The 12417-nt window shown below is 39.7% G+C and carries 13 protein-coding genes; 1 reads left to right on the top strand and 12 read right to left on the bottom strand.

Annotated features, from left to right (window positions below; all coding sequences use genetic code 11):
• Positions 1-2: 2 nt before the first annotated feature.
• Both sleB and prsW read right to left on the bottom strand, forming a co-directional pair.
• Positions 3-899, bottom strand: a complete 897-nt coding sequence (gene sleB, locus QFZ72_RS10670) for a spore cortex-lytic enzyme (RefSeq protein ID WP_307439703.1) — start codon at positions 897-899, stop codon at positions 3-5.
• A gap of 194 nt (positions 900-1093) precedes the next feature.
• The gene (gene prsW / locus QFZ72_RS10665; protein WP_307432878.1) at positions 1094-1747 is read right to left on the bottom strand and encodes a glutamic-type intramembrane protease PrsW; all 654 of its coding nucleotides are present in this window, start codon (positions 1745-1747) and stop codon (positions 1094-1096) included.
• A 115-nt stretch (positions 1748-1862) separates the two neighbouring features.
• On the opposite strand from prsW, the gene QFZ72_RS10660 reads away from it, so the two are divergent.
• Positions 1863-2831 carry an asparaginase gene (locus QFZ72_RS10660; protein WP_307432875.1) on the top strand — a complete coding sequence of 323 codons (969 nt, stop codon included), beginning with the start codon at positions 1863-1865 and terminating at the stop codon, positions 2829-2831.
• A gap of 650 nt (positions 2832-3481) precedes the next feature.
• Here the strand turns inward: QFZ72_RS10660 and QFZ72_RS10655 are convergent.
• The 10 genes from QFZ72_RS10655 to QFZ72_RS10610 all read right to left on the bottom strand — a co-directional run bounded on the left by QFZ72_RS10655 (position 3482) and on the right by QFZ72_RS10610 (position 12414).
• Positions 3482-4450 carry a YpdA family putative bacillithiol disulfide reductase gene (locus QFZ72_RS10655; RefSeq protein WP_307432871.1) on the bottom strand — a complete coding sequence of 323 codons (969 nt, stop codon included), beginning with the start codon at positions 4448-4450 and terminating at the stop codon, positions 3482-3484.
• A 95-nt stretch (positions 4451-4545) separates the two neighbouring features.
• Positions 4546-5817, bottom strand: a complete 1272-nt coding sequence (locus QFZ72_RS10650) for a Glu/Leu/Phe/Val family dehydrogenase (RefSeq protein ID WP_307432868.1) — start codon at positions 5815-5817, stop codon at positions 4546-4548.
• Positions 5818-6149: 332 nt separating this feature from the next.
• Entirely contained in the window at positions 6150-6746 is a 597-nt protein-coding gene (locus QFZ72_RS10645; protein ID WP_307432866.1) for a genetic competence negative regulator, read from the bottom strand.
• 131 nt (positions 6747-6877) lie between these two features.
• Entirely contained in the window at positions 6878-7798 is a 921-nt protein-coding gene (locus QFZ72_RS10640) for a MerR family transcriptional regulator (protein WP_307432864.1), read from the bottom strand.
• 130 nt (positions 7799-7928) lie between these two features.
• Positions 7929-8327: a hypothetical protein gene (locus QFZ72_RS10635; protein WP_307432861.1), complete on the bottom strand. Its 399-nt coding sequence runs from the start codon at positions 8325-8327 to the stop codon at positions 7929-7931.
• Positions 8328-8369: 42 nt separating this feature from the next.
• Positions 8370-9005, bottom strand: a complete 636-nt coding sequence (locus QFZ72_RS10630; protein ID WP_307432858.1) for a CBS domain-containing protein — start codon at positions 9003-9005, stop codon at positions 8370-8372.
• Between the two features lie 69 nt (positions 9006-9074).
• The gene (locus QFZ72_RS10625) at positions 9075-9533 is read right to left on the bottom strand and encodes a DUF2663 family protein (RefSeq protein WP_307432855.1); all 459 of its coding nucleotides are present in this window, start codon (positions 9531-9533) and stop codon (positions 9075-9077) included.
• A gap of 110 nt (positions 9534-9643) precedes the next feature.
• On the bottom strand, positions 9644-10345 hold the full coding sequence (locus QFZ72_RS10620; RefSeq protein WP_307432852.1) for a LysM peptidoglycan-binding domain-containing protein: 702 nt from the start codon (positions 10343-10345) through the stop codon (positions 9644-9646).
• Entirely contained in the window at positions 10338-10934 is a 597-nt protein-coding gene (locus QFZ72_RS10615) for a CPBP family intramembrane glutamic endopeptidase (protein ID WP_307432849.1), read from the bottom strand. The genes QFZ72_RS10620 and QFZ72_RS10615 overlap by 8 nt, the downstream gene beginning before the upstream one ends.
• Before the next feature lie 4 nt (positions 10935-10938).
• On the bottom strand, positions 10939-12414 hold the full coding sequence (locus QFZ72_RS10610; protein WP_307432847.1) for a RecQ family ATP-dependent DNA helicase: 1476 nt from the start codon (positions 12412-12414) through the stop codon (positions 10939-10941).
• Between the last annotated feature and the right edge of the window lie 3 nt (positions 12415-12417).

Below are 12417 nucleotides of genomic sequence, written 5' to 3'. Positions count from 1 at the left end.
TCTTAGTTGCAGAATATGTGCTTCCCTATCTGTTTAATTTGAGGACGTCCCCAAATCCAGCCGCTTGTTGCAGTATTGGGATTAAAATAATAAGTTGCATTTTCTGTTGGATCCCAGCCATTGATGGCATCCATGACCGCTTTTTTAGCCGTTTCATTCGGAGTCAGCCAAATTTGCCCATCTGCTACAGCTGTAAAGGCTCTTGGCTCGAAAATAACACCAGATACAGTATCAGGGAATGTCGGGCTGTCCACCCGGTTTAAAATAACGGACGCGACTGCAACCTGACCGATATATGGTTCCCCGCGCGCTTCACCATAGACAGCATTCGCCATGAGCTGAATATCATTTTGCGAAAAACCCTCAGGCATATTTACAGCGGTTGTTTTAGCTTTAGGCTGTGCTTTAGCTTTAGGCTGTGCCTGCTGCTTTGGCTGCTTTGGCTGCGCCTGCTGTTTCGGCTGTGCCTGCTGCTTTGGCTGTTTCTGTTTTGCCTGCCCCGCTCCTGCACCTTTCTTGCCATAGGAAGCTCTCATTTTAGCCTTGAATTCTTTAGATGGCGCGCTCTGTCTACTTAACGGAACACCGCCATAATGAGTAAAGTCCTTTCCAGAGTTTAGCTGTTTATGGACAAAATCCCGATAATATTTTGTAGACTGGGTGAGTTTTTGTTTTGTTGACTCTCCCACAAGTCCGTCTATTTCCTTTAGACCAAATTCATATTGAAAGTTGCGTACCGCCCAATAAGTGCTCCATCCATATACACCATCAATTGAACCGTTATAATATCCGTTGTACTGCAATCTTGCCTGCAGTTCCACAACATCATCGCCAACAGCGCCTTTTTGAATGACTTGATTCGAAAACGCATGGGCTTCATTTTGATTTAAGATAGTCATTTGAAAAAAGAGGGCAATAATTAGTGCACCTGCCGTCATCCAAATGATACGATTTTTCTGCATGCTGCTGCCTCCTCATGATTATTGGTTTTCCTTACAACGTATTTTTTGTAGTAAATGGCATTTTATACAACCTGATTAAGAAGTTCTCTCCATAAAAAATAAGCAACCCTTTAAAAGGATTGCTTTTTTGCTTATACATGATGCTTTAACATTCTTGCTTTTTTTGCTTTGCGCAGAGCAAACCACCATAAGAAAAACATAAAAGGCACCATATAAAACCGCCAAAGTTCGTGTGAAACCAGGATGTAATCATACAATCCGTGCAAAAGAACCGGCAGCAAGAAAGACAGCAAAATCCATTTCTTTTTTTCGGAAATAAGGGAAAACTTTCCTTTCCCGAGATAATACCCCATAATGACACCAAACAGTGCATGACTTGAAACGGGCAATAACGCTCTTCCAATTGCGAATTCAAGTCCATTTCCGATCAAATACAGAATATTTTCCAGGGTGGCAAATCCAAGAGAAGATGCCACTCCGTAAACGATGCCGTCATAATGCTCATCAAAATGGACATGCGGATATATTGTAACAAATAAAATAAACCATTTAAAAAACTCTTCCAGAAGCCCGCTGGAGATAAAAGCAAGCATCAGCCTTGAGTCAATGATATTTTCTGCTTCAAGAACATATTGAATAAACATAATAGGAAAAACGAGCAATGCCCCAAAAACAAATGACCGGAAAACCATATAGAACGGCTCTGAATCATACTGGTCTTTTAAATAAAAATAGCTTAAAATGGCTAAACCAGGGGCTATGCCGGCAGATATAATTGCAATCATCCACAGGCCTTCTTTCTTCTAAAATCTTCTATTTATTTATGGTATCATGTTATTATAGAATTGAAAATGAATCAGATCAAACAGAGAAAAAGATTTCAAACATTCGGAGGAACTTATGAAACATATATTTGTCATTCATACTGGCGGAACGATTTCTATGAGTGAGGACGAAACAACAGGGGAAGTCAAACAGGGAGAATCAAATCCCCTGCTCCAAAACTTACTGAAATTCAATGATATCGTGATTACGGCAAAGGAATTATTCTACCTGCCTTCTCCACATATTACCCCAAAAGAAATGCTTGAATTAAAAGAAACAATTGAAAAAGTCTGCCAAAAAGATAAAATTGACGGAATCGTGATCACTCACGGTACAGACACTCTTGAGGAAACAGCTTATTTCCTCGACTTAACCTTAAATGTTAATATCCCCGTCGTCATTACAGGTGCTATGAGATCAAGCAATGAACTTGGTTCAGACGGCTTATACAATCTAGTATCCTCCATTCAAGTTGCTGCAAGCAAAGAAGCAGCAGAAATGGGTGTGCTTGTTGTTATGAACGATGAGGTCCACTCGGCAAAAAATGCTACGAAAACCCATACAAGCAATGTAGCGACGTTTCAAAGTCCGCAATACGGCCCAATTGGCATTGTAAATAAAAGAGGCGTTGCCTTTCATCATAAACCTGTTAGCCAAACGTCGCTTGCCGTTGCCTCACTAACGAAACAAGTCTTGCTTTTAAAAGCATATGCAGGCATGGACGAAACAATTTTAAAAGCCATTGAAGAATTAAAACTCGACGGATTGGTCATTGAAGCTCTCGGACAAGGCAACCTTCCACCCAAAATGATGACTTCCTTAAAAAAGTTAATGAGCTTAGGCGTAAAAATTGTGATCGTATCCAGATGCTTCAACGGAATCGTACAGGACGTCTATGCCTATGAAGGCGGAGGAAAAACACTCAAAGACGCCGGCATTATTTTCAGCAACGGCCTAAACGGCCAAAAAGCGAGACTAAAACTGATGATCGCCCTTGAAACAACACAGGATGCAGGAGAATTGCAGGAGATTTTTTCATTTTAAATAAGAAAAGCGGAACCGGAAGTCGCCCCTCTCCCTTCCGTGCAGGAACTCCTAATTTTTAAAGACATCATCCATCAAAAAAATGAGTTCCGTTTGAGGGAAAAAACTGCAGAATATAGATGAAAATGGGTACTAAATTGCACAGCAATTTGTATCCATTTTTTATTATTGTTTACGTCTTGATGCTTTTGAAGCAGAGGGGGTTTACCGGTTTTATGGATTCAACTTACCCAATAAATATGACTGTTTTAAGGTACTAACTGCACTCTATGTGTATCCAGAACCTTTGAGTAATCCTGCTAAAACTTGGGAGTATGCCAGTATAAGGAATCAACCCCCTTCTTTGATCTACAAAATCCAAGAAATGTCTGTTTAAAGAACCAACCACATTCTTTGATTCCATAAATCCGGGAGTATTATAGTGGGGGGGTGTATGATGGATTTCTGGGATTTACTTTTTTATAAGGCTTGCAGTTGTTTTTGGTTTATTCTCAAATAAATATAAAAACGCCCAGATAGAAAAATCGGGCGTTTTACTAGTGGTGTTCACTATATGGCCAGATCGTTTACTTACCAAAAGCCTTGAGAAAAACGATTTTCTTTTCAAAGACAGAAGGCATTACCAACAAAGATGATGCCTTACTACTTCTTTAGTTTAATTTTTCTGCAATGTCTTCAGCGAGAAGGCCGCCATGGAAGCGCCCGTTTTCAATGAAGATTTCATTTGCGTTGTTTCCAGCTGCAATGACGCCGGCAATGTAGATGCCCTTTGCGTTTGTTTCCATTGTCTTCTCGGAAAAAGCGGGTCTGCCGGAAGCTTCGTCAATAGCCACTCCCATTTTGGTTAAAAATGAATGGTCCGGATGATATCCGGTCATGGCAAATACAAAATCATTTTTTATCGTTTTTTCTTCTTTGCAGTTCACTTCATAGGTGACATCTTCTTCTGTTATGCGCTTTAAAGTGGAGTTGAATTCCATTTTAATTGTGCCGGTTTTGACAAGGGCCTCAAATTCCGGCAGGATCCATGGTTTTACACTAGGGGAATAGGTTCCTCCCCTGTAAACGACAGTAACACGTGCGCCTGCATGAACAAGCTCAAGCGCTGCATCCACACTTGAATTTTTTCCGCCTACTACAACTACATCTTTATCGAAATAAGGATGGCCTTCTTTAAAATAGTGGAAGACTTTTGGAAGATCTTCCCCTTCAATGTGCATGTAGTTTGGATGATCGTAATAGCCGGTTGCGGCCACGATAAATTCAGTTTGGTACTCAGCTTTGGACGTCTTGACAATAAATCCTGATCCTTCTCTCAAAACTTCATTTACTTTCTCAAAAGCATTGATTCTTAAGCCAGTCCTCTTCACCACTTCTCTGTAATAAGCAAGCGCCTGAATACGGAATGGCTTCCTGTTTTCAGTAATAAAAGGAATTTTGCCAATTTCAAGTTTTTCACTTGTGCTGAAAAACGTCTGATGAGTCGGGTAGTTATAAATGGAATTTACGATGTTTCCTTTTTCTATAATTAGAGGGTTAATCCCTTTCTCTTTTATAGCAATGGCTGCAGCTAACCCGCAAGGACCACCGCCGATAATAATGACAGTCTCTGACTTCAAAGCGTTCACTCCTGAATAAAACTAAAATCGTCCTAAGAAAAAAATCTCCTATCAGTTATGATAGGAGATTTCTTGAATTCATGCAAATATTTGATTTAGATCCAGCCTCTGAAGCGGGATGCTTCTGCCATTTTGCGGACCCCGACCATGTATGCTGCGAGTCGCATATCTACACGGCGTGTTTGCGCTGCTTCATAAATATTATTGAATGATTTAACCATTACTTTTTCAAGCTTTTCATTGACTTCTTCTTCTGACCAATAATAGCCTTGGTTGTTCTGTACCCATTCAAAATAAGAAACTGTTACGCCACCAGCACTTGCCAGTACATCCGGTACAAGCAAAATGCCGCGGTCAGTCAGAATCTGGGTTGCTACAAGCGTAGTCGGACCATTAGCGGCCTCAACCACGATGCTTGCGCGGATTAAGTGTGCATTCTCTTCTGTGATTTGATTTTCAATCGCAGCAGGTACTAAAATATCACAATCAAGCTCAAGCAGTTCTTTATTTGAAATCGTATCATTAAATAATTTTGTTACTGTTCCGAAGCTGTCGCGGCGGTCAAGCAAGTAGTCAATATCAAGGCCTTCAGGATCATGCAGACCTCCATAAGCATCTGAGATACCAATGATTTTCGCACCTGCATCATGCATGAATTTGGCTAAATAGCTTCCTGCATTCCCAAATCCCTGTACAACAACACGGGCGCCTTTAAGCTCAATCCCTTTTTTCTTGGCAGCTTCATAAATACAAATTGTTACACCCTTTGCAGTAGCCGATTCACGTCCATGTGAACCTCCAAGCACAAGTGGCTTCCCTGTAATGAATCCGGGAGAATTAAATTCATCTATTCTGCTGTACTCATCCATCATCCAAGCCATAATTTGAGAATTCGTGAATACATCCGGAGCAGGAATGTCTTTAGTCGGTCCGACAATCTGACTGATTGCTCTTACGTATCCGCGGCTCAGGCGTTCTAATTCACGGAATGACATATCACGAGGATCACATATGATACCGCCTTTTCCTCCGCCGTAAGGTAAATCAACAATACCGCACTTTAAACTCATCCATATTGACAGCGCTTTAACTTCAGTTTCGGTAACACCCGGATGGAAGCGTATTCCGCCCTTAGTAGGTCCTACTGCATCATTATGCTGGGCGCGGTAGCCAGTAAAAATTTTGACTGAACCGTCATCCATTCTTACAGGTATTTTTACCGTCATCATTCTAAGCGGTTCTTTTAATAATTCATAAACTTCTTCAGGATATCCTAGTTTCTCTAGGGCTTTATGTATCACCGTTTGTGTTGATTTCAACACATCATGCTTTTCTCTTTTATGATCGGTGCTTTTTTCGGCTACCATTCGAGTAAACCTCCTACTGTCTTTTCAATTCTGTGGAAAATGTCCACCTTTCATGACATAGTATACACCTTCAAATGTGTTCTGCAAAGTAGAAAAAGCAGAAATAAAGCAAAAACAAACCCATTTTTGTAAGCGATTTCAATGATGTGGTTCTAATGGATGAAATTGGATAAAACGAACTGTTTGAAGTTAGAAAATAGAGAATATTTTTAACTATTTGAGGACTTAATTTTTATCCTCATCAACCTATTTTAAGCGCTTGTTCAAAGTACAAAGCAAATCTGAAATTCAAATAACAAAACCCGCAGTCATCTAACCTGCGGGCAGCATGGCTATTTTGTATTACTCCAATAGTAATGATGAAGTTTTTCAACTGCACCATCAGGCAATAAGCACTTTCCATATTCATGCAGATAATGAATCGAGATCATTGAAGGATTTCCATATTCAGCAATGATTGAGACTAAGGAATCCACTTCGATTGGCTGATGCTCATCTAGCATGAAGTAAAATCTGTTTAGATGGGAATATACGGCTCCTTCTTTAATTCCTTGCGAGAAAAGTGCATTTGATAACTGGATAATATCTTCAAATTCAGTGAATTCAAAAATAATATCATAGCTTTGATCAAGCTTCACCTGCATCTCGATGTAATCATCTGCATAATCTTCGTCAATCTCTTCTTCCTCATGGTTTTTGGTCACGATAATGACCATACCCTGAGCTTGAAGAGAGTATACTTCAACAGCAATTGGCCCGCTTGCTTCGAAACCAAGCTCTTCACTTGCTTCATCCATCATTTCTCTGAAAAGCTGATGCACTTTCAATGAATCTTTCCATAAGTCTTCCTTCGTAAGTCCTCTGTCCATTAGATCGTCTATTGTTAAGAAGATTTTTATCTTGTTATAGTTCAATCGCTCTAGCCGCATCCCTTACCCTCCTGCCGTCAGAACGCCCTTTTCCTTATCATATGAAATGTAGATGGGATGGTTCGTTGATTTTTAACAAGTTTACACTCTCTTAACCCATTAAGACAAGCAAAAGATTTTGAAGGACTCTTTTACACAGATAAGCGTTCTTTAAGCCATTTGTCCCACTGGTTTTTCGTATCCCCGACGAATAATAATTCATAATTTTTAAGGTGCTCTCTCGGAGTTTTATTAAATCCGCTGCCTCCAAGGCCAATAATTAAATTCCTGTATTTTTGGGACAGCCCCTCAACCGTTTCAACCGTTTTTACAACGTTTTCCTGAAGGGTGCAGGAGTAAAATAAAAACTTCGGATTTACTTCCTCAAGGACAATATCAATGTCCCCATCGGCAATGCTCGTCCCAAGATAAATGACTTCAAATCCTTTTCTTCTTAAATACAGCGTGAATATCAGAAGTCCAAGCTCATGCCATTCCCCTGGTCCGCAAACGGAAACTACTTTCGGGAGCAGTCCGTTCACAGGAAGGGTGTGAAGGATAATCCCGATTCTCGAGCGGAGAAAAGAGGAGGCAAAATGCTCATGTGCCGAAGTAATTTTGCCATTTTCCCACATGTCTCCAATTTTCACGAGAAGCGTTCCTAAAATATCAATAAGAACCTTGTCAATTGAAAAGAGACTGAAAGCCTTATTTAATAGTTCGTGAGCTTGATTTTCATCAAAAGTAAGCAAGGCAAAAAGCAGCTCTTCCGTTAAATCCAGAGCATGGTCGGGGATGTCAGAACTTGCTGAAACAGCTATTGGCTCTTCTGAAGACAAGTTGCTGTTATCAAGCAAATTGACTGCCTGGCTGATTGTAAAGCCTTTATTTACTTTAGTGATCAGCCACTTTAAAATCCTAATATGTTCTTCTGTATATAAACGGTGACCTGAATCATTCCGAACCGGTGCAATCATATTATATCGTCTTTCCCAAGCTCTTAATGTTCCTGGTTGGATTCCAAGCATTTTGGAAACTGCCTTAATGTTGTATTTGCCTTCATGACTAGACATATATAATCCTCCAATAACAAAAATCACTGTCCTCAAAGTATATAGGATTAAACAGCTTGTGTAAACTTTGTACAACAAATGAATAATCCCGCTGTTTGCAGCAGTGACCCTTTATCATTAGATATGTACACTATAATCTCAGGTGAGCTTTTTTCAAAGAGGTTCTTTGAACATTTGCCGTGGCGAGCCCATATAAAACTGTAAAAGCTGCTAATACTAAAGTTTGCCAAAATCCTATTTGAAATAATATATAAAAATTAATAAAAACACAATAACTAATCGTCACCTCGAGCACACTGCCTTCGTTTCTTAAAATTTTATTCGTCAGACTGAATGCTGATTTTATAAGAATAGAGTGCAAGATGAACCCGATTGTAAATAGGATCATAGAAAAAAAAGATTTTGTCGGGTTCAATATCAGCATCATGATAAATTCTGACATCTGAAATGGAAGCTGCACAGGCACCCATGTACATGCTAGATAGGCTGATAAGTACCCAATGATTAGAAACGCGGCATGTTTAAACAAAAAAATCCCTCCCCTACACTTTTATATGTAGGGAAAGGAGCTTTATTCGTCTTCGTGGATATCGAGGACTCTGAATCCTGACTTTTCAATCCTTTCAATAAACCGCTTGATATTGTCCTTTTTTTCAATTTTCATCACAATTCTTCTGACCATGCTTTCGGTTTCATCAAACGTAACAAGGGAAATGATATCTTCATGAAACTGTTTTGCAAGCTCTGTAAGCCTTGCGATTCTGCCCTCTGTTTCAACTGAGGTGAAGGCAATTCTGACCCCTTTTTTATTCATTCCAAATGCACTCTGAAATTGTTCAAGAACGTCATATCTCGTGACAATACCCAAGTATTCCTTTTCTTCTCCGACTACAGCAATAAGCGGAAAATCTTTTAACCTCAGCAGTGTCTTTTCGAAAATTTCATCGCCTTCAAGGAACACATCACGATTGACAGCTATTTCTTCAGCCTTTCTGTTTTTTAAGAACTCCTCTTTCTCAACATTTGACTGAAAAAAATGCTCGTATAGGTTATAGCGTGTAATCATCCCTATGTAGGCCGTCCCCTTTAAGACTGAAATCCCATCTATCTTGTGTTTTTCCAGCTTTTCAAGCACCGTCAGCAGCGAATCATCCGCGGACGCATGAATTGTTCTTGCTTTAGGAATCATTGTACTTTTAACAAACATCGCATCACCCCATTAACGTTTTAGCATACATTCGCTGTTATTCACTAAAATCCTTTCATGCTCACACAATTACTTGCTTTCAAAATAAAGGTTGATATCAAAATCCTTCTTCATCATGTCATAAACCTCGCCTCTTTTTTTCCAGTGATAAGGCTGCGGCCACAGTTCAGAGCTCTTGCGGATAATTTCCGTTCTTAATCCATGATATTCCTTTTCGTACTTTTCTTCTTTTTTCTTATAATAATGAGCTGTTGCATACCCTGCACCAATGGTTAAAATGATAAAAAAGTGAAATGCGCTTCCAACTAATTCACCGAGCATATAGCCAATATTGCTGTCGTTTGGAACGACAATGAATTGATAAAAGTAGAGGAAAAAGGCTATCCCTCCTGTAAGTGTAAACATCTGCCATCTAAAACAATTCTTTTTATATCGCTCATATTTTCTTTTTTTATTCAGCACGCTTTGAAGCATTTGTTTGGTCGCTAAATCGGTAGAATCACTCAGCAGCTGTATTTGTTTTTCCACATGCATCACATCTCCTGGGAAAGGTTCTCTTCTTATTCCAGATTATATGATGTTGTCCATCTTGATATGAAAAGCAAACATGAAAAAAACGCATGCTGTCATTCATGCGTTTACTGTTTAAGCGGTATTTTAAGTACTTGACCTTCATACACACTGTCTCCGCTCAGCTGGTTCCATTGCTTAATTAAAGCCTCGCCAGAGCGGTCACGGTAATATTTCACGGAGATTCTAAACAGATTTTCTTCAGGTCCCACTGTGTGTTCTATTACTTTGTAATCTTCTTTAGGTTCTGGCTCTGGTTCAGTTTTTGGGGGTTCAGACTGTACAGATGCTTCCTTTTTTTCTGGCTGCTGCTCTTTTTCTGCTGCAATTTTGAGAGGCGATTCCTCTGCTTGCTTGTTGACATTTGTTTGGGCTGAGCTTACGGACGCTTGCTCAGATTCATGTGTTTTCTCTTCAGGTTCTTCTAAGGACTGTTCATCTGAAGACTGCTCTTCTTCTTCTTCTTCTTCTTCTTCTTCCTCTTCGTCACCGTATTTTATTAATACATCTTCATAGTCGGAAATATTTTCTCCGTTGACGGTTTTACCCCGGTTGTCGAAATAAGAAATACTGTAGTAAAACACAATTGGAAGCAGAAAAAAGAATAAGGCCAGTAAACTAATAGCGGGATATTTATATTTTGATTTTTTTTTGTCTTTCTTATTATGAATTTCACTTCTGGATGGATAGCTTCCTGTTCTTGATTTGTACTCATCTATACTATTTTGTCTTGAGGCACGTGTCGAAGCTGCTTCTTCTTTTTTACTCATTTTTTTCACCTCCGTTAATGTACTGCAAACGAATTTGAATGGCAAACACCAAATCAATTAAAAAGTGTGCAAAGACTGTCACGAATAAATTTCCTGACCAGTCATACACAAACCCTAACAGCAAACTGATCAGCATCACCATAATAAACAGCAGCCCTTTTGTTAAATAACGAAAATGCAGAATGGCAAAGATGAAGCTTGCCGTCCAAATGCCAAAATGAGTCTGAATGACACCGCGAAATAAGAGCTCCTCTGTAAAAGAGATTAATAGGCATAGAAAGAAAATGTGCGGCAAAGAACGGTGCCTGAACATTTTTTCATTGATGCCGCCATCATCATACCATTCTTTTGGCATTGTCCGCATAATGATCCAATCGCCTATCAGTACAATAACAGCAGTCAATCCGCCAATCAGCAGTATTTCTGTCAGTTCAGGGTGCCATATTGCCTTAAAATCAGACAGTCCGTTAAATAACATCATACTTAAAAAGATCGAAATTGTAAGTAGTAAAATTTGAGTAAAATAGAGCTGCTGAAGCAGCTGTCCATCTGTCATTCTTTTTACAAGTTCATTTTGACGCTTAACCATTTTATCACTCGTTCTGGCCAAATATAGCCTTTAATTCTGCCTTCCACTCAAGGAGCTGCAAATGAGTATGCTTCTCTTCCCTTTCTTCGTACCGTAAAAGATCAAGTCCGCACCTGTCACAGCAAATCTCCTGTGTTTGTAAATTCTTTTCCTCAAAGTATTTAAGAATGCCCTGTCTCCTGCATTCTTTTGAAAGCAGCCATTTCATTACGGCATTTAGTTTTCTTTTTTTGAACTTTCGCCTGTCTTCAATTTTTGCCCATATTAGATTTAACGTTTGTTGTTCATTTCCGGGCAGAGGATAAGGAAGCTTTTCTAAATGATGAAGAATAAACCTTCCCTGAACTTCATTCACACCAGTCCGTTCAAATGCTTCTTCAGCTTCCGTACCTGCAGAGAGGAGATAAAGGGTCTGGTGAAGCTGTTCATATGTTGAAAACTCCGATTCCAGCAGGGACAATGGTATTTCCATATCTCCGCTTCCAATAAGAGATATCGCTACACTTGGAAGTCCGTCTCTTCCAGCTCTCCCTATTTCCTGAACGTATGATTCCATTTGAGCCGGAAAATGAAAATGGATGACATATCTGACATTTCCTTTATTAACACCCATTCCAAATGCATTTGTACAGCAAACTACTTCTAATTGATCATAAACAAACTGCTGCTGTATAAGGGTTCTCTGCTCTTTCTCCATCCCTGCATGATAGCAGGCTGTTTCATGAACGCCCTCCATTTTTAAAAACTGCTCAAGGTTTTCAGTCCATTTTCTGCTTGAGCAGTATATAATCCCAGGCCCTTTCAGCTTTTTAACCAGCTCAGATACTCTTTTCATTTTATCTTCAAGTGAATGACATTCCTCAATCATAATGGCTATATTGCTGCGATTAACTGATTGAATATGCATTTTCACGTTCGTCATCTGCAGAGAACTTTCAATATCCTGAAGTACTTCTGGAGTCGCAGTTGCTGTCAGCGCTATGCACGGTGCCTGGCCAAGTTTCCCTCTTAACTCACCGAGCTTTGAGTAATCAGTTCTGAAATCATGGCCCCATTGTGAAATGCAGTGAGCTTCATCAACAACAAATAAAGATAGGTTAATTTTACTAAGTGCAGACGCAACGGCTTCTGACTGCAGAATTTCTGGAGATGCAAAAATATATTTGTATTGATGCAAGTTAAGCAATGCTTTTTGCCTTTCCATATAGGACAGAGCACCGTTTAAGCCAATAACCCTTTTTTCTCCGCGCATGCGAATTTGCTGGATCTGATCTTCCATAAGTGAAAGAAGCGGGGAAACGATCAGAACCGCTCCTTCTAGAATGTAGGCAGGCAGCTGATAGCACAGCGATTTCCCTCCTCCGGTCGGAAGCAGGGCTATTGCATCATTGCCGGCTAGTATGTCAATGATGATGTTTTCCTGACCAGTTCGAAAGGTATCATGGCCGAAATGGCGCTTTAATGCTTCTTGAACGTTCATGAC

It is taken from the genome of Bacillus sp. V2I10, from assembly GCF_030817055.1.
GTDB lineage: Bacteria > Bacillota > Bacilli > Bacillales > Bacillaceae > Bacillus_P.
The sequence above is the reverse complement of the archived record's forward strand: the minus strand, read 5'-3'. Positions and strand labels throughout refer to the sequence as shown.

Bases quoted from the DNA above. Each gene is read 5' to 3' on its own strand.
- sleB (WP_307439703.1), bottom strand. From the start codon at position 899: ATGACTATCTTAAATCAAAATGAAGCCCATGCGTTTTCGAATCAAGTC.
- prsW (WP_307432878.1), bottom strand. From the start codon at position 1,747: ATGATTGCAATTATATCTGCCGGCATAGCCCCTGGTTTAGCCATTTTA.
- QFZ72_RS10660 (WP_307432875.1), top strand. From the start codon at position 1,863: ATGAAACATATATTTGTCATTCATACTGGCGGAACGATTTCTATGAGT.
- QFZ72_RS10650 (WP_307432868.1), bottom strand. From the start codon at position 5,817: ATGGTAGCCGAAAAAAGCACCGATCATAAAAGAGAAAAGCATGATGTG.
- QFZ72_RS10645 (WP_307432866.1), bottom strand. From the start codon at position 6,746: ATGCGGCTAGAGCGATTGAACTATAACAAGATAAAAATCTTCTTAACA.
- QFZ72_RS10640 (WP_307432864.1), bottom strand. From the start codon at position 7,798: ATGTCTAGTCATGAAGGCAAATACAACATTAAGGCAGTTTCCAAAATG.
- QFZ72_RS10630 (WP_307432858.1), bottom strand. From the start codon at position 9,005: ATGTTTGTTAAAAGTACAATGATTCCTAAAGCAAGAACAATTCATGCG.
- QFZ72_RS10620 (WP_307432852.1), bottom strand. From the start codon at position 10,345: ATGAGTAAAAAAGAAGAAGCAGCTTCGACACGTGCCTCAAGACAAAAT.
- QFZ72_RS10615 (WP_307432849.1), bottom strand. From the start codon at position 10,934: ATGGTTAAGCGTCAAAATGAACTTGTAAAAAGAATGACAGATGGACAG.
- QFZ72_RS10610 (WP_307432847.1), bottom strand. From the start codon at position 12,414: ATGAACGTTCAAGAAGCATTAAAGCGCCATTTCGGCCATGATACCTTT.